This is a genomic window from Photobacterium sp. GB-56, assembly GCF_003026105.1.
In the GTDB taxonomy this organism is placed as follows: domain Bacteria; phylum Pseudomonadota; class Gammaproteobacteria; order Enterobacterales; family Vibrionaceae; genus Photobacterium.
In genome coordinates this window covers 57,720-73,871 of the sequence record NZ_PYNW01000013.1, presented here as the reverse complement: position 1 = coordinate 73,871, position 16,152 = coordinate 57,720, and the positions used below count along the sequence as shown (strand labels likewise).

At 42.6% G+C, this 16,152-nt stretch carries 15 protein-coding genes and 1 tRNA gene; 10 read left to right on the top strand and 6 right to left on the bottom strand.

The window, feature by feature from the left end; translation table 11 throughout:
- Window positions 1–65: 65 nt before the first annotated feature.
- The 3 genes from C9J42_RS16250 to C9J42_RS16240 all read left to right on the top strand — a co-directional run bounded on the left by C9J42_RS16250 (window position 66) and on the right by C9J42_RS16240 (window position 2,779).
- Window positions 66–746: a TIGR00153 family protein gene (locus C9J42_RS16250; RefSeq protein WP_107207657.1), complete on the top strand. Its 681-nt coding sequence runs from the start codon at window positions 66–68 to the stop codon at window positions 744–746.
- A 30-nt stretch (window positions 747–776) separates the two neighbouring features.
- Complete coding sequence (locus C9J42_RS16245) at window positions 777–2,045, top strand: inorganic phosphate transporter (RefSeq protein ID WP_107207656.1); 1,269 nt, start codon at window positions 777–779, stop codon at window positions 2,043–2,045.
- 116 nt (window positions 2,046–2,161) lie between these two features.
- Complete coding sequence (locus C9J42_RS16240) at window positions 2,162–2,779, top strand: TIGR04211 family SH3 domain-containing protein (protein WP_107207655.1); 618 nt, start codon at window positions 2,162–2,164, stop codon at window positions 2,777–2,779.
- A gap of 83 nt (window positions 2,780–2,862) precedes the next feature.
- Here the strand turns inward: C9J42_RS16240 and C9J42_RS16235 are convergent, their stop codons facing one another.
- Together C9J42_RS16235 and C9J42_RS16230 are read right to left on the bottom strand one after the other, a co-directional pair.
- On the bottom strand, window positions 2,863–3,819 hold the full coding sequence (locus tag C9J42_RS16235; RefSeq protein WP_107207654.1) for a general secretion pathway protein GspB: 957 nt from the start codon (window positions 3,817–3,819) through the stop codon (window positions 2,863–2,865).
- The gene (locus C9J42_RS16230; protein ID WP_199189331.1) at window positions 3,819–5,492 is read right to left on the bottom strand and encodes an AAA family ATPase; all 1,674 of its coding nucleotides are present in this window, start codon (window positions 5,490–5,492) and stop codon (window positions 3,819–3,821) included. Before C9J42_RS16230 ends, C9J42_RS16235 begins: the two co-directional genes overlap by 1 nt.
- Before the next feature lie 236 nt (window positions 5,493–5,728).
- Between C9J42_RS16230 and C9J42_RS16225 the strand changes: the two genes are divergently transcribed.
- On the top strand, window positions 5,729–6,964 hold the full coding sequence (locus C9J42_RS16225) for a multifunctional CCA addition/repair protein (protein ID WP_107207653.1): 1,236 nt from the start codon (window positions 5,729–5,731) through the stop codon (window positions 6,962–6,964).
- A gap of 76 nt (window positions 6,965–7,040) precedes the next feature.
- On the opposite strand, the gene C9J42_RS16220 is transcribed toward C9J42_RS16225, so the two are convergent.
- The 3 genes from C9J42_RS16220 to folB all read right to left on the bottom strand — a co-directional run bounded on the left by C9J42_RS16220 (window position 7,041) and on the right by folB (window position 8,730).
- Window positions 7,041–7,844: an undecaprenyl-diphosphate phosphatase gene (locus C9J42_RS16220; RefSeq protein ID WP_107247480.1), complete on the bottom strand. Its 804-nt coding sequence runs from the start codon at window positions 7,842–7,844 to the stop codon at window positions 7,041–7,043.
- Window positions 7,845–7,906: 62 nt separating this feature from the next.
- On the bottom strand, window positions 7,907–8,380 hold the full coding sequence (folK, locus tag C9J42_RS16215) for a 2-amino-4-hydroxy-6-hydroxymethyldihydropteridine diphosphokinase (protein ID WP_107247481.1): 474 nt from the start codon (window positions 8,378–8,380) through the stop codon (window positions 7,907–7,909).
- Complete coding sequence (gene folB, locus C9J42_RS16210; protein ID WP_045130746.1) at window positions 8,377–8,730, bottom strand: dihydroneopterin aldolase; 354 nt, start codon at window positions 8,728–8,730, stop codon at window positions 8,377–8,379. The genes folK and folB overlap by 4 nt, the downstream gene beginning before the upstream one ends.
- Window positions 8,731–8,977: 247 nt before the next feature.
- Here folB and plsY point away from each other — a divergent pair, with 247 nt between their 5' ends.
- Window positions 8,978–9,589 (top strand): glycerol-3-phosphate 1-O-acyltransferase PlsY, encoded by a 612-nt coding sequence (plsY, locus tag C9J42_RS16205; RefSeq protein WP_107260895.1) that lies wholly within the window; start codon window positions 8,978–8,980, stop codon window positions 9,587–9,589.
- A 54-nt stretch (window positions 9,590–9,643) separates the two neighbouring features.
- On the opposite strand, the gene tsaD is transcribed toward plsY, so the two are convergent.
- Window positions 9,644–10,663, bottom strand: coding sequence for a tRNA (adenosine(37)-N6)-threonylcarbamoyltransferase complex transferase subunit TsaD (gene tsaD / locus C9J42_RS16200; protein ID WP_107302162.1), 1,020 nt, complete (start codon window positions 10,661–10,663; stop codon window positions 9,644–9,646).
- A 249-nt stretch (window positions 10,664–10,912) separates the two neighbouring features.
- On the opposite strand from tsaD, the gene rpsU reads away from it, so the two are divergent.
- From rpsU to C9J42_RS16175, 5 genes are all read left to right on the top strand, one after another.
- A complete protein-coding gene (gene rpsU, locus C9J42_RS16195; protein ID WP_005301411.1) occupies window positions 10,913–11,128 on the top strand; it encodes a 30S ribosomal protein S21 in 216 nt (71 codons plus the stop codon).
- 31 nt (window positions 11,129–11,159) lie between these two features.
- Window positions 11,160–11,603, top strand: a complete 444-nt coding sequence (locus tag C9J42_RS16190; protein WP_005369839.1) for a GatB/YqeY domain-containing protein — start codon at window positions 11,160–11,162, stop codon at window positions 11,601–11,603.
- Window positions 11,604–11,736: 133 nt separating this feature from the next.
- On the top strand, window positions 11,737–13,494 hold the full coding sequence (dnaG, locus tag C9J42_RS16185; RefSeq protein WP_107207650.1) for a DNA primase: 1,758 nt from the start codon (window positions 11,737–11,739) through the stop codon (window positions 13,492–13,494).
- A gap of 92 nt (window positions 13,495–13,586) precedes the next feature.
- On the top strand, window positions 13,587–15,437 hold the full coding sequence (rpoD, locus tag C9J42_RS16180) for an RNA polymerase sigma factor RpoD (RefSeq protein WP_005369841.1): 1,851 nt from the start codon (window positions 13,587–13,589) through the stop codon (window positions 15,435–15,437).
- A 198-nt stretch (window positions 15,438–15,635) separates the two neighbouring features.
- A tRNA-Ile gene (locus tag C9J42_RS16175) sits at window positions 15,636–15,711 on the top strand.
- Window positions 15,712–16,152: the final 441 nt, after the last annotated feature.

The following is a 16,152-nucleotide window of genomic DNA, read 5'->3' as shown; positions in this document are numbered from 1 at the left end:
TGCGCGCTTCAATGACCATCGCTCAAGATTTAGCCTTTTTCGGGCGCTCTCTAGGTTGATCGGCTATGCCAGTAAATACAATTATGGGGCTCTTTGCAAAATCCCCAATCAAACCACTGCAACGTCACGTTATTCGCGTAACTGAATGTTGTAACTTGCTTATCCCATTCTTTGAAGCATGTAATGCTGGAGACTGGGAAAAGGCGGCTGCTTTACGCGAACAGATCTCGCAACTTGAAAAAGATGCGGATGTGCTTAAGCGTGAGATCCGTCTGAAGCTTCCTCGTGGTCTTTTCATGCCAGTAGATCGTACTGATATGTTAGGACTGTTAACCCAGCAGGATAAACTCGCTAACCTCTCTAAAGATATCGCAGGTCGTGTCTTAGGTCGTAAGCTACAAATCCCTGCGATCATGTACCCAGACTTTGTCGCTTACGTTCAACGATGTTTAGACGCTGCTGATCAAGCACGCCGTGTAATTAACGAATTGGATGAGCTTCTTGAGACTGGTTTCAAAGGCAGAGAAGTGACGCTTGTTGCCGAAATGATTAATCAGCTAGATGTTATCGAAGATGATACTGATTCTATGCAGATTGTTCTACGTCAACAATTAATGTCCATCGAAGACCAACACAGCCCGGTGGATGTCATGTTCCTGTATAAGATTCTCGAGTGGGTAGGCGCGATTGCTGATCAAGCACAGCGTGTAGGCTCGCGTTTAGAGATTATGCTTTCGCGTTCTTAATAACGAGAATTAACAAAACAAGGTTTTACAATGGAAATCCTGGCTAACTACGGCACTCTAATTATTGGAGTGGCAGCTATTTTTGGTCTTTTAATGGCGATTGGTATTGGTGCAAATGATGTTGCCAATGCCATGGGTACTTCAGTAGGTTCAAAAGCACTGACTGTGAAGCAAGCAATCATCATTGCGATGATTTTTGAGTTCGCAGGTGCTTATCTTGCTGGTGGTGAAGTAACAGATACAATCCGTAAAGGTGTTATCGATACCTCACTCTATGCAGCCCAACCTGAAGTACTGGTATACGGCATGATGTCAGCGTTACTTGCTGCTGGTACATGGCTACTGCTCGCTTCTTATATGGGCTGGCCAGTATCAACAACTCACTCAATTATCGGTGCAATTATCGGTTTTGCGTGTGTGTCTGTTGGTACTAATGCAGTGGATTGGCATTCAATCCAAGGTATTGTTGGTAGCTGGTTAATTACCCCTCTTATTGCAGGTATTTTTGCTTACCTAATATTTATCAGCGCCCAAAAATTAATTTTTGACACTGATACTCCACTGAAAAATGCAAAGCGCTTTGTTCCTGTCTACATGTTTATTACTGCGATGGTCATTGCACTAGTAACAATTAAGAAAGGTCTAAAGCACGTTGGTTTGCATTTAACAACCAGTGAAGCTTGGGTTGCATCACTTGTTGTATCACTACTTGTGATGGTAGCAGGTTACTTATACATTCAGCGTAAATACACCGACGACGGCTCTTCTGTTGATAGTAATGGCTATGCCGGTGTTGAAAGTGTATTTAGCGTACTAATGGTAGTAACCGCTTGTGCAATGGCATTTGCTCACGGCTCTAATGACGTAGCTAATGCGATTGGTCCTTTGTCTGCTGTAGTTTCTACGGTTGAGCATGCTGGCCAAATTGCAAATAAAAGTGAAATTGCATGGTGGATCCTTCCACTAGGTGGTATCGGTATTGTTATCGGCCTCGCAACTCTAGGTCATAAAGTAATGGCTACCGTAGGCACAGGTATCACAGAACTAACCCCAAGCCGTGGTTTTGCTGCGCAGCTTGCAACAGCATCGACTGTTGTACTGGCATCAGGTACAGGTTTACCTATCTCAACGACACAAACACTTGTTGGTGCCGTTTTAGGTGTGGGTTTTGCTCGTGGTATTGCAGCATTGAATCTTGGTGTTGTTCGTAACATCGTTGCATCATGGGTAGTTACTCTGCCAGCGGGTGCACTACTTGCTGTCATTTTCTTCTACATTATGCAAGCCATATTTAGTTAAATAGTGGCACAGGTTCAAAAGAGGGAGGCTTAGCCTCCCTCTTTTCTTGCACCTTCCTGCCAAAATTCTTACTATCAACGACCTTAACAAAATCAAGACTCCCCAAGGATCAGATTGTGAAGCACCTCATTAGTCTTTGTTTACTTATTTGTGCGGCAATTGCGCCTATTGCAAATGCGGCACAAGTTCGTTATATCTCCGACAACCTATTTACCTATATGCATTCAGGCCCCGGCACACAATACCGTATAATTGGTAGCGTTGATGCAGGTACTAAAGTTACCCTACTAAGCTCTAATAAAGCGGCAGGCTTTACCCAAATAACCGATGACCGTGGTCGTAGTGGTTGGGTCGATTCAAAATTTGTTTCAACCGAAATTGGCCTAAAAGAGCGTGTTCCTGCGCTACAAACTGAATTAACAGAAGTTAAGGCTAAACTTGCTGAAGCACTTACTTCAAGCGATAGTCAAAACGCTGGGCTTAAAAACACACTAGCTCAACGTAATACACAGATTAATGATTTAGAAACACGCAATAATAAACTGCAAAGCGAGTTGTCTTCATCTCAAGATCAAATCCGTGAACTTCGCGCAAAAATTGATACTCAAAAAGACGACCTATTAATGAAGTGGTTCACTTATGGTGGTCTTGTTGCAGGTGCAGGCTTATTATTTGGTCTTGTGCTACCTCACCTTATCCCACGCCGTCGTAAACGTAATAACGGTTGGGCATAATGACCAAAGAGGCAGAGGTCTCGACATCTGGATCAAAAAAGGCAGCTAAGCTGCCTTTTTTATTATCTCTTGTTAGCGTGCATTTACCACTCTGATAATGCTGGCATACTGATTTCGTAACCATCAAATTTTAATACCACATCACGTGACTCGATACGGGCTAATTTGACGCCTGGCGCAATACTGTCCCCTTCATGAAATTCCTTACCATTGACCTTAACCCAACGTTTAGCAGGGGCTGACGAATAGATATGCTGCTCAAAGTTCATTTTAGGTAATTGGTTTTGAATCGATGCTGGTAGCAAGCCAATAGGGATCACTTTACTTTGTGATTGTTTAGGCGCTTTAACTGAAGGTTGAGCATCAACTTTATCCCCACTGCGATCCAGTTCATTGTCTTGATAACTTTCGCCATCTGTTGCCACAATCGCGGATTTAAGCTGAGCGGCTAACTTAGGTGATAATCCAGAAAGATCTAAATTATCTAGTTGATAGGGATCTTGATCTTCAGATTGTTTTGCAACAGGTTTAGATACCGCAGCATAACTGTCTGCAGAAGCATTCGCTAAATAAGATTGAGTCGGCGTTGCGACTTCATAATCTTGATAAGCAGGCGCGGCTGAATACAGGCTATCACCAACAGGAAGAGGCTCTGTCACCAATTGAGGATAATCCAGAAAAACAACGTCTTTGGTTGGTGATAATACAGTAGCCTGACGGCTCTCTGCTGGCGCTTGCAATACTCGCTGATCATATGTTGATGTCGAGGGTTGCGATTGAGGTACTTGCTTTAACGGTGCACTCAGCGCTGTTGTTTGAACCTGCTCATATTTGGCTTGCTGATAAAACTTATATCCAACAATTGAAGCGGCAGGAAGTAATGCAATAACAAGTGGCCATGCCCATGATGTTGGCATTTTCTGAGCTTTAACACTTCGCATTGGATGCACAACTTTAACGGTTCCTTGACCCGCTTCTCGTTCAGACTGATCCGTATTTTTATTATCTGATTGTTTTAAACTATCTAGCAATTGAGACATTAGCTGTGCTCCGGCTGTAACGTTGGTCCAGGTAGGTTCATCGCAGAATCCAGCACCATAAGTGTCATTGGCCCTGCTATCCCATCAGCCGCTAAATCTTGTGAACGTTGGAAACGACGCAATTTATCTAATATTGATTGATCAAAATAGCCTTTTCTTGGCGACTCTTCACCAAGAAAATCATTCAATTGTTGGTCAAGCCACGCAACGCGTGGACCATTCTGTCCAAAACGAATACTGGTTTTATCACCTAATGGTGGACGCCACAATAAACTAAATTGTCCATCCCAACGTGACTCAAACCATTTTGGTGTCACCGAAATTCGCTCTTTCCCTAAGAGTAATTCAATACGATCATCGGTGATCGCGTATAACACCGCGTAAAAAGGCTTCTGCGCGCCATCTTTTAAAGTTACGATCACGGGACGGTTAATTAAGCCTAATTTTGCTAATGTCGCTTTACCACTAAAACACGCCAAGCTGATCCGCGAACTGGTAGCACATGTTGCTTGATTTAATGCGGTATCAAAGCCCCATAAACGATATAACGTTTGCATCGAAGTTCGCTCTTTACGACTCGCATCAATCAGTTTCGCTAACCTTTCTTGGGTATTTTCTGGGTGATTTAAGGCTGTTGTTATTTTCTGATTATTTAACTCACTCGATGTCTCAACGGCAGACAAATTTACCGCAGCGTATGACGAATGGTTCGGTGCTATCGGTGATGCAACTGGCGCGACAGGTAATGGCCAATAATGCCATACCCCCATCACTAATGTTGAACATAATGCCATAGCAACTCCCCATGGGAGCCATGATGCCGCCGTTTTAGCCCCTTTTAAGCGCGCTTTTGACTGAACAGGGACTTGCCAACTTAAAATATCTTCACACGCTTGAACCGCCATTGTTTTAGTCACTTGATGCGTGCCGGCTTGACAAGCCAATTGCATCGACTTATCACACACAAGATTAATTAAGCGCGGAATACCTTGAGTTGCTTTCGCAATATATTTGATGCTACTTGCGTCAAATACAGGGTATAAACAATCGACAGCAGTTAAACGGTAGTGAATATACTCACTCACTTCGGTTTCGGTTAAGGGCAACAGGTGATAACGAGAAGTTATACGTTGAGCAAGCTGACGTAAACGCTCTTGTTGCAATAATTGCTGTAATTCAGGCTGACCAATTAACACGACCTTAAGCAATTTTCTGCTGTCCGTTTCTAAATTGGTCAATAAGCGTAATTGTTCTAATACATCAGGCATAAGGTGCTGTGCTTCATCCACCAGCAGCAATGTTTGTCGACCTTCAGCATGATTCGCAATTAAGTGGCGATAAATGATATCTGTTAACTGTTTAAAGCTCGCGTCAGATTGATAATGTAAGCCTAACTCATCACAAATCGCAGCTAATAAATCATGAGCAGATAACGCTGGATTTAAAATAACAGCAACTTGTGTTTGGTGTGACAACCGGGAAATCATCGCACGTAGTACGGTGGTTTTACCGGTACCCACCTCTCCCGTTAATAAACCAAAACCACCACCATCGGTTAATCCTGACAACATATGTGTCAATGCTTCTCGATGTCGTTCACTGAGATATAAAAAACGTGCGCTAGGGACGATAGAAAAAGGCGCTTCAGTGATCCCGAAAAAGTCTTGATACATAGAAATACTCTAGTGCTTAAAATAAGTGATAACCGTTTAACGAGGTTAAATGCTCTTTTGTTCTAAAATACCCGTCAACATTGCGGTATTTATTATCATGGGTATTGATTGGGTTATTGTATACTGCCAAGCAGTAGCGCATAGACCAAGTTCACACTGAATACAGTATTATGGTCAGTTTTTAACTAAAATCGGTAGAGATTCATCTCATTAGTTTCAGATATAAGGAGCTTTCATTGCAAACCTATCTTGTTGGTGGTGCCGTTCGTGACACCTTATTAAACCTTACGGTAACAGATAAAGACTGGGTGGTGGTTGGCACAACACCTGAAGCAATGCTAGCTGCAGGATTTGAACAAATAGGCAGTGACTTTCCTGTTTTTCTTCACCCAAAAACGAAACAGGAACATGCTCTAGCTCGAACTGAGCGAAAATCCGGGCATGGTTATACTGGCTTTACTTGTTATTCTGCACCTGATGTAACGCTTGAACAAGATTTACAGCGCCGTGATCTTACCATCAATGCGATGGCCCAATCACCAACGGGTGAGTTAATTGATCCTTACCATGGACAACAAGATCTTCACGATAAAATTTTACGTCACGTCTCCCCTGCATTTAGTGAAGATCCTTTGCGTGTCTTACGTGTCGCGCGTTTTGCCGCACGTTTTGCCCATTTAGGTTTTACTGTCGCGCCTGAAACTATCGCGTTAATGCAAGAGATGGTGATCAGTGGTGAATTAGAAAGCCTCACACCTGAGCGGGTATGGAAAGAGTGGGAAAAATCACTCTCTAGTGATGACCCACAAGTATTTCTTACGGTACTGCGCCAATGTGGTGCGTTATCAGTTGTCATGCCTGAAATTGATGCACTGTTTGGGGTACCACAACCTGAAAAGTGGCATCCTGAAATTGATTGCGGTATCCATACTTTATTAGTGGCTAAAAAAGCCGCTGAGTTAACGACCGATAAAACCATTCGTTTTGCCGCACAGGTACATGATTTGGGGAAAGCCTTATCCCCAAAGGAGGATCTACCTCATCACAAGACACACTGTCGAGATGGTATTAAACCTATCAAAGCACTGTGCCAACGTTTACGTATACCGAATGACTATCGCGATCTGGCATTATTGGTCTGTGAACAGCACACCAAAATCCATTATGCCGAAGAAATGCGTGCTGATACCTTTATTAAAATCTTTGATCAAATTGACGCATGGCGAAAACCCGACCGTGTTGCTCAACTAGCAACGTGCTGCCGTGCTGATGCTCGTGGACGCACCCACTTTGAGCAAACACCGTACCAACAAGCTGATATTTTCCAAACTGTATTTGCTATAGCACAACAAGTGGATGTAAAAGCAATTGTTGCAGCAGGGTTTAAAGGCGCAGAGATCAGAGAGCAATTAGCGGCAAAACGTATAGAGGCAGTTGCTCTACATTTAACAGCGACACGCCAAAGTAGCTAAGTATTAGCTTTAAAATAAAAGACACAAAAAAGCCGACTTAATGTCGGCTTTTTTGATCGTAAATAGCGCGTTAAAATTACTTGGACATCAAGAATAAGAACAAACCAATACCCAAAATTAAGCGGTAGATAACAAACGGTGTCATTCCCAAACGCGTTACTAATTTCAAGAACACATGAATACACGCATAAGCACTGATAAACGAAACAGCAATACCAATGCTTAGATTACCGAAATCAATTGGATCTGTGCCCGTCACCAATTTTAAACCAAGGTAACTACCAGCAAGCAGAATAATCGGGATCGACATTAAAAATGAAAAACGCGCTGCAGCCTCACGCGTAAAGCCAAGATACAGTGCAGCTGTCATCGTCGCGCCAGAGCGAGAAGTTCCAGGGATAATAGCCGCCGCCTGCGCTAGACCAATAAACAACGCACTCTTCCAATTCGCTTGATACTCGTTATCGGTTTGCTTGGCGCGTTTATCAACCCACCATAGCAACAAACCAAAGATAATCGTGGTGCACGCAATCACCCATGCTGAACGCAAGTACATTTCGATAAAGTCTTTCATCACCAAACCGAAGATACAGGCGGGGATTGTCGCTATCACAATCATCCATGCTAATTTCGATTCAGCGCTATGTTCACGTTTAAAAATGGAGTTAATCCAAGCGGTTAATAACGAAACCACCTCTTTTCGAAAATACAGAATAACCGCCATCAACGTACCAACATGTACAGCGACATCAAACGCTAAGCCTTGATCAGGCCAACCTAAGATCTCAGACGGTAAGATTAAATGGGCGGAGCTAGAGACGGGTAAAAACTCTGTCAGTCCTTGAATAAGGGCTAACATAAATGCTTCTAAATGACTCATTAATTGTCCTTAATTAAACACAGCATAAAAAGTAAGTAGTGACTAACTTTTTACTAAATGACTCATTCAACAGGCCATAATATTTGCTGTTGAGAAAAATTTTGCCAAAGTTGCGCCAATGTTTGAGTCTCTTGTGGTATCACTAAGTCTGGATTTAACTCACTGAGAGGCCACAAAACAAAAGCAAAACGGTAAATATCAGAACGTGGTAACGACGGTAAAGCATCACTTACAGCATCGCCATACAACAACAAATCAAGGTCGATAGTACGACTTTGATTTTTAACCGCATGTGCCGGACGCCCTAATTGGCATTCAATTTCTTTAAGTTGAGATTGTAATGCAGATAACGATAACGATGTCTGTATTTCAATCACTGCATTAAAAAAATTATCACCATCAAACCCCACAGGCTCAGCTTCAAAAATGCGAGACATTCGCCAGTTACTTGCCAGTGTCTTTACCGCATCTAAGCCAGCTTTTAAATGATATTCACGTTCAATATTACTACCAATACTGATATACGCGGTGATCACTTACTACCTCGCTCTATTTGCACTCCAACGCCACGCGCATTCACCACAGCACCAGGTTTAGTCACTCGCACTTTGATCCAAGGCACATTAAAATCTGTCATGATTAAATTTGCCACATCTTCAGCTACACGCTCAACTAACAGAAATCGTCCCTGTTCAATCAAATTCGTAACAGCGGTACTTACCGTAGAATAATCCAATGCATAAGTAACATCATCACTGTTAGCAGCAGGTCGATTATCATGCGCCATTTCCAAATCAAGCACTAATTTTTGCTTAATTTCCTGCTCCCAGTCATATACCCCAATAGTGGCAATAACTTCTAATTTTTCGATAAATACCGTATCCATGCTCAATCGCTAATTTTGTTAGAGGTCGGATACCCAATGTCAGCAAAAGCGCGTATTATCAGGTAATATTCGTTAACATGAGTGTTGTTAGTAATGATGCAACATTATCACTGTTAACTTGGCTGGAACTATACCACAGCCATGAACGAGTCAAAATTACTGTTCCGTAATATTGACGCAGATAAGATCCAGTTAACATTTCAATTCCTGTTGAACTGGCACTTACCTTAGCTATTCGGAAAAATGCATGACACCACTAGCGCTACTGATGATCATTGCCGCCTACTTACTTGGGTCTATTTCTAGCGCCGTATTAATTTCGCGGTTGTATCGACTTCCCGATCCTCGAAAAAGTGGTTCCGGTAATCCTGGTGCTACTAATGTGCTTCGTTTAGGTGGAAAGAGTGCAGCAGCACTAGTCTTGGTATCTGATATTTTGAAAGGTATGTTGCCGGTATGGCTAAGCTACTTTTTAGGTATTAATCCATTTTTACTCGGTATCATTGGAATTGCTGCCTGTTTAGGCCACATTTATCCACTATTTTTTCATTTCCAGGGCGGAAAAGGAGTTGCAACAGCCCTTGGAGCATTAGCGCCTATTGGATGGGATTTAAGCGGCATGCTGATTACAACATGGGTACTCACACTGGTTTTAACTGGCTACTCTTCACTCGCATCACTTATCACAGCCCTTGCTGCACCAATGCTCACTTGGTTGGTAAAACCTGAATACACCATGCCTGTTTCCATGCTGTCTTGCTTAATTATTTTGCGGCACCACGAAAATATTCGTCGCCTACTTGATGGACAAGAAACCAAGATTTGGGATAAGTTTTCCAAGAAAAACAAAGACGCTTAAACAAAAAAAGCGAAGCTCTTTGCTTCGCTTTTCTATTGCTATACCCTTTTTTTATTAGTCAGCAATCGGTTTAAGTTGATCAATCGGCCAGCGTGGAAAGGCTTTAACACCTAAATCCATCGTTTCTTTGTTTTTCAGACGTTGCATGCCTGCATAAGCGATCATTGCACCATTATCTGTACAAAATTCTGTACGAGGATAGAACACTTCCCCTTTTAGGTTCTTCATCATGCTTTCAAGCTCTTGACGTAAGTACTTATTTGCACTGACGCCGCCAGCAATCACTAAGCGCTTTAAACCTGTTTGTTTTAGTGCACGTTTACATTTAATGGCTAAGGTATCGACTACCGCCTCTTGGAATGCAAACGCGATATCAGCTCGGGTTTGTTCATCATCGTTGTTAGCACGAATGGTATTCGCCGCAAATGTTTTTAAACCAGAAAAGCTAAAATCAAGACCGGGACGATCTGTCATTGGCCGAGGGAATTTAAAACGCCCTTTAGTACCTTTTTCTGCCATTTTAGACAGTAATGGGCCACCTGGGTAATCAAGCCCCATCATCTTCGCTGTTTTATCAAAAGCCTCACCAGCCGCGTCATCAATCGACTCGCCTAGGATTTGGTATTCACCAATGCCTTTAACTTCAACCATCATGGTATGACCACCAGACACCAGCAAGGCAACGAATGGGAATTCAGGTGCATTATCTTCTAACATTGGCGCGAGAAGATGCCCTTCCATATGGTGCACCGCAACAGCAGGTAAATCCCACGCATACGCTAGGCTGCGTCCAATGGTTGCACCCACTAATAATGCACCAACAAGACCCGGGCCTGCGGTATAAGCAACACCATCAAGATCGTCATGAGTCAGTCCGGCAGAAGCAAGCGCAGCCTTAATCAATGGAATCGTTTTCTTAACGTGATCACGCGATGCCAACTCAGGCACAACACCACCGTAATCCGCATGTAGCTTTACTTGACTGTAAAGTTCATGTGCCAAGAGACCTTTTTCATCATCGAAAATCGCAATACCTGTTTCATCACAGGAAGTCTCGATGCCCAGTATACGCATAACAACCTCTATACTATTAGGGGGTTTAAATGAAAAATCGGTATAGTTTCAATAACAACCGATAACTCAAATAGGGTTAGGAAGTACTAATTAAGGGGCATGTTACCGTTGTTGACATAAATTAACCAGTTCATAGACGTAGAATGCTTTACAAATGCCCCCAGATCAGATTAGAATTTCGCACCATTTTTAATCAGCTGACACTTTGAACGTCAGCTTTAAATAGAATCACTCTGAGGTGAGTATTACATGCCAGTAATCAAAGTACGTGAAAACGAACCGTTTGACGTAGCACTACGTCGTTTTAAGCGCTCTTGCGAAAAAGCAGGTATCCTTTCTGAAGTTCGTCGTCGTGAGCACTTCGAAAAGCCAACAACTGTACGTAAGCGCGCTAAAGCAGCGGCAGTTAAGCGTCACCTGAAGAAATTGGCTCGCGAAAACGCGCGTCGCGTTCGTCTGTACTAATCTTTAGATTTTAATACAGAAGGATCGCGTAATGACTCTAATTGAACGTCTTAAAGACGAACAAAAAGCGGCGATGAAGGCGAAGGATAAACCTCGTCTTGGCGCTATCCGTTTAGTTCTTGCAGCAATTAAACAACGTGAAGTTGACGAAAAGATCACTCTTAACGACGACGACGTGTTGGTTGTATTAACAAAAATGGTTAAGCAACGTCGTGACTCTGTAGCTCAATATGAAGCTGCAGGCCGTCAAGACTTAGCTGATGTCGAGCATGCTGAAATCAGTGTTCTAGCCGAGTTTATGCCTCAACCACTAACTGAAGAGGAAATCTCAGCGTTAATGGATGAAGCTATTGCTGCGACTGGCGCTGCCACTATGCAAGACATGGGCAAAGTGATGGGCGTACTGAAACCGCAAATTCAGGGTCGTGCCGATATGGGGATTGTTAGCAAGTTAGTGAAAACTAAACTAGGTTAATCACTCTCCTATTCAGCGACAAGCCGTGCTATCCTTTTGGGATGCACGGCTTGTTCGTATCTGATTGAGCGAGAACTCCACACACTCCAACAACAATCTTCTTTCATTTCACTATCAGGTTATTTGCTTTCTTATGGCAGGAAAAATACCACGTTCATTCATTGATGATCTTATTTCTCGACATGACATTGTCGATGTCATTGATGCGCGGGTAAAACTCAAAAAACAAGGCAAAAACTTTGGTGCTTGTTGTCCTTTCCATAATGAAAAAACACCCTCTTTTTCTGTCAGCCAAGAAAAGCAGTTTTACCACTGTTTCGGTTGTGGTGTGCACGGTAACGTCCTTGATTTTGTCATGGAATTTGATCGCCTTGATTTTGTTGATGCGATTGAAGAATTAGCTTCACAGCTAGGTTTGGAAGTGCCACGTGAAAACGATGGCAATAACACCCAACGTGGTCCAAAAGCCGCTGACAAACGTAATTATTATGAATTGATGGGCCAAGTTTCACAGTTTTACCAATCTCAACTTCGTACCAAAGAAGGTGAAATTGCTATCGATTACCTCAAAGGTCGTGGCTTATCCGGTGAAATCGTAAAGAAATTCTCGATTGGGTTTATTCCTGATCAATGGGACATGGTACGTAGTCGTTTTGGCAGAGATAATGAATCGCAAAAAGCACTTGTCAACACAGGTATGCTGATCGAAAACGATAATGGTCGTCGTTATGATCGCTTCCGTGGCCGAGTGATGTTTCCGATCCATGATCGACGTGGACGAGTCATTGGTTTTGGCGGTCGTGTGTTAGGCGATGGCACCCCAAAATACCTCAATTCACCAGAAACCGATATTTTCCATAAAGGTCGTGAGTTATACGGCTTATATGAAGTGTTACAAACTCACCGTGAACCAAATAAAATCATGGTGGTTGAAGGCTATATGGATGTCGTCGCGTTAGCGCAATTTGGTGTTGATTACGCCGTAGCGTCACTCGGTACATCAACCACAGGCGATCATATTCAAAGTCTGTTTCGTCAAACTAGCACGGTTGTGTGTTGTTATGATGGCGACAGAGCAGGACGAGACGCTGCATGGCGAGCAATGGAGCAAGCGCTGCCGTATTTAACAGATGGTCGCCAACTTAAATTTATGTTCTTGCCTGACGGCGAAGATCCTGATTCATGTATTCGTGCTGAAGGCAAAGACGCCTTTGAACAACGTGTTGATGAAGCGATGCCATTATCAGAGTTTCTCTTCAACAGTTTAATGCGACAAGTCGATACCACCAGCCGCGAAGGGAAAGCGAAACTTAGCACCCTCGCCGTTCCCCTGATCGATAAGGTCCCTGGTGGCACGCTCAGGCTATACTTACGTGAACTGCTTGGCAAAAATTTAGGGTTGCCTGACGAAGCCCAGCTTCAGCAACTAATATCAATGCATGGCAAAACATCAAAACCTGTGGGCCAAGTACAAATCAAGCGAACACCAATGCGAGAAGTGATCGCATTATTGATTCAGCACCCTCATTTTGTCACTCACCTTGAGTTTGACATGGGTGCATTTGAAAATATTGAATTATCAGGCTTAAATTTATTGCTATCGATAGTTGATAAATGCCGAAGTAATCCCAATATTAGCACTGGACAGCTTTTAGAACACTGGCGCGGTACCAAGAATGAAGCCACAATGGCTCGTCTTGCTGCGTGGGTATTACCGTTGTCGAAAGATGAAGACAACAGCTTAGATGTATTTTTAGACGCAATGGACAAAATTATTGATCAGTGCGTCAAACAACAAATTGAACAGTTGCAGACTAAATCGAGAACTGTCGGCTTATCAGTCGAAGAAAAGCAGGAATTACAGTTACTATTACTGAATCGTCCTGTTTAATAAGTAGTCAACAATTAAGAAATTTGTTATAATTAACGGTTTGCAACTCTGCATACTAAATTATCACTCAGACCCGAAGTTGGATACCGTCTATGGAGCAAAATCCGCAGTCACAGCTAAAGTTACTTGTTGCGAAAGGCAAGGAACAAGGCTATCTGACCTACGCCGAAGTAAATGACCACCTACCAGAAGATATTGTTGATTCTGATCAGGTAGAAGACATTATTCAAATGATTAATGACATGGGTATTAAGGTAGTTGAAACTGCCCCTGATGCCGATGAACTCATGATGACTGAAGATAATGCCGACGAAGACGCCATTGAAGCAGCGGCGCAAGCATTATCAAGCGTAGAAAGCGAGATCGGCCGCACGACAGACCCTGTACGTATGTACATGCGTGAGATGGGTACGGTTGAACTACTTACTCGTGAAGGCGAAATTGATATCGCAAAACGCATTGAAGATGGTATTAACCAAGTTCAATGCTCTGTCGCTGAATACCCGTCTGCAATTGCTCACTTACTTGAGCAATTCGATAAAGTTGAAGCTGATGAGCTTCGCCTAACTGATATTATTTCAGGCTTTGTTGATCCTAACGAAGAAGCAACAGCTGCACCAACTGCAACGCACATTGGTTCAGAGCTAAGCGAAAGTGATCTTGAAGACGAAGATAAAGATCTTGAAGATGACGAAGACGCTGAAGATAGCGATGAAGAAGAAGATGACGGCAGCATCGATCCAGAGCTTGCTCGTGAAAAATTCTTAGAGCTACGCCAAGCCTACGATAAAATGGCGTTAGCAATTGAAACAAACGGTCGTCAAAATGCGACGACTGAAGTTGCAGTTGAAGAGTTATCTGAAGTATTCAAGCAGTTCCGTCTGATCCCTAAGCAGTTTGACCGTTTGGTTAGCTCACTACGTGATTCTATGGATAAAGTACGCACCAACGAGCGTCTTATCATGCGTATGTGTGTTGATAACAGCAAAATGCCGAAGAAAACTTTCGTTTCCTTATTTGCAGGTAACGAGTCAAGCCAAGATTGGATTGATGAAGCGCTAAATTCTGGCAAACCTTATGCTGAGCGCTTAAAAGCATACGAAGAAGATCTTCGTCGTTCTTCTCTTAAACTACGCATGCTAGAAGAAGAAACGGGTCTTTCTATCGAGCGTATTAAAGACATCAGCCGTCGTATGTCTATCGGTGAAGCAAAAGCGCGCCGTGCGAAAAAAGAGATGGTTGAAGCAAACTTACGTCTGGTTATTTCTATCGCGAAGAAGTACACCAACCGTGGTCTGCAGTTCTTGGATCTAATCCAAGAAGGTAACATTGGTTTGATGAAAGCCGTTGATAAATTTGAATACCGTCGTGGTTACAAATTCTCAACTTATGCGACATGGTGGATCCGTCAGGCAATCACACGTTCAATCGCAGATCAGGCACGTACCATTCGTATCCCTGTTCACATGATTGAAACCATCAACAAACTGAACCGTATCTCTCGTCAGATGCTTCAGGAGATGGGGCGTGAGCCATTACCAGAAGAATTGGCTGAACGCATGCAAATGCCGGAAGACAAGATCCGTAAGGTATTGAAGATTGCTAAAGAGCCAATCTCAATGGAAACCCCAATTGGTGATGATGAAGATTCACATTTAGGTGACTTCATTGAAGATACCACGCTTCAATTACCAATGGATGCAGCAACAGCAACCAATCTACGTGCAGCGACAAACGATGTACTTGCAGGCTTAACACCACGTGAAGCTAAAGTACTACGTATGCGTTTCGGTATTGATATGAATACTGACCACACGTTAGAAGAAGTGGGTAAACAGTTTGATGTAACGCGTGAGCGTATTCGTCAGATTGAAGCAAAAGCGTTACGTAAGTTACGCCACCCAAGCCGTTCTGATGTGCTACGCAGTTTCCTCGACGAGTAAACTTTAGCATTAAAAAAAGCGAGCCTAGCGCTCGCTTTTTTGTATCTAAAACAATGCATACAATCAAATAATAAAGTCACTTATTTGATTTATTCTGCAAATATTTCGAATAGAAGACTAACTGTTGAAAAAGCAAACAAAATCCTAGCCTTAATCGCTAGACAAGGGCAAATCCATCCCCTATAATTTGCCCATATTGGCCCCTTAGCTCAGTGGTTAGAGCAGGCGACTCATAATCGCTTGGTCCCCAGTTCAAGTCTGGGAGGGGCCACCAAACATAGAAAGGCAGAAAAGGTTAATCCTTCTCTGCCTTTTTTTTTATCTACAGTCTTTCAGATTCAGATCACAAAAGCCATTATTGTGATTTCATCAATTACTTTGATAATTATTCACCACAACAGAATATGTTACAGCCTAAAGACAATATTAAATAACCCTTCAAGTCTTGATAAATAACAATACTTTATTTTTATTTTTCAGCATAATCATCATCGTTACGTCACATAACAATGAGACGATTTTGACTCTTAACTCTAAGTGCAAATCATAAGAGTTCTGCTATAATGTTGCGCTCGTTAAACTCATATCCAATAAACTGTTTGATATTATTAATTAACGCAAGTATCAAGATCTAACCAACGATAAGTAACAATAAAAATTTGTACTGTCACTTTATCAAAGCGCCAACGTTTTTATAAAGTAATGTTTATCGAGT

Coding starts and splice junctions, on each gene's coding strand:
- C9J42_RS16250 (WP_107207657.1), top strand. CDS start 66: ATGCCAGTAAATACAATTATGGGGCTCTTTGCAAAATCCCCAATCAAA.
- C9J42_RS16220 (WP_107247480.1), bottom strand. CDS start 7,844: ATGAGTCATTTAGAAGCATTTATGTTAGCCCTTATTCAAGGACTGACA.
- rpoD (WP_005369841.1), top strand. CDS start 13,587: ATGGAGCAAAATCCGCAGTCACAGCTAAAGTTACTTGTTGCGAAAGGC.
- tsaD (WP_107302162.1), bottom strand. CDS start 10,663: ATGCGTATACTGGGCATCGAGACTTCCTGTGATGAAACAGGTATTGCG.
- C9J42_RS16235 (WP_107207654.1), bottom strand. CDS start 3,819: ATGTCTCAATTGCTAGATAGTTTAAAACAATCAGATAATAAAAATACG.
- rpsU (WP_005301411.1), top strand. CDS start 10,913: ATGCCAGTAATCAAAGTACGTGAAAACGAACCGTTTGACGTAGCACTA.
- C9J42_RS16230 (WP_199189331.1), bottom strand. CDS start 5,492: ATGTATCAAGACTTTTTCGGGATCACTGAAGCGCCTTTTTCTATCGTC.
- dnaG (WP_107207650.1), top strand. CDS start 11,737: ATGGCAGGAAAAATACCACGTTCATTCATTGATGATCTTATTTCTCGA.
- plsY (WP_107260895.1), top strand. CDS start 8,978: ATGACACCACTAGCGCTACTGATGATCATTGCCGCCTACTTACTTGGG.
- folB (WP_045130746.1), bottom strand. CDS start 8,730: ATGGATACGGTATTTATCGAAAAATTAGAAGTTATTGCCACTATTGGG.
- C9J42_RS16245 (WP_107207656.1), top strand. CDS start 777: ATGGAAATCCTGGCTAACTACGGCACTCTAATTATTGGAGTGGCAGCT.
- C9J42_RS16190 (WP_005369839.1), top strand. CDS start 11,160: ATGACTCTAATTGAACGTCTTAAAGACGAACAAAAAGCGGCGATGAAG.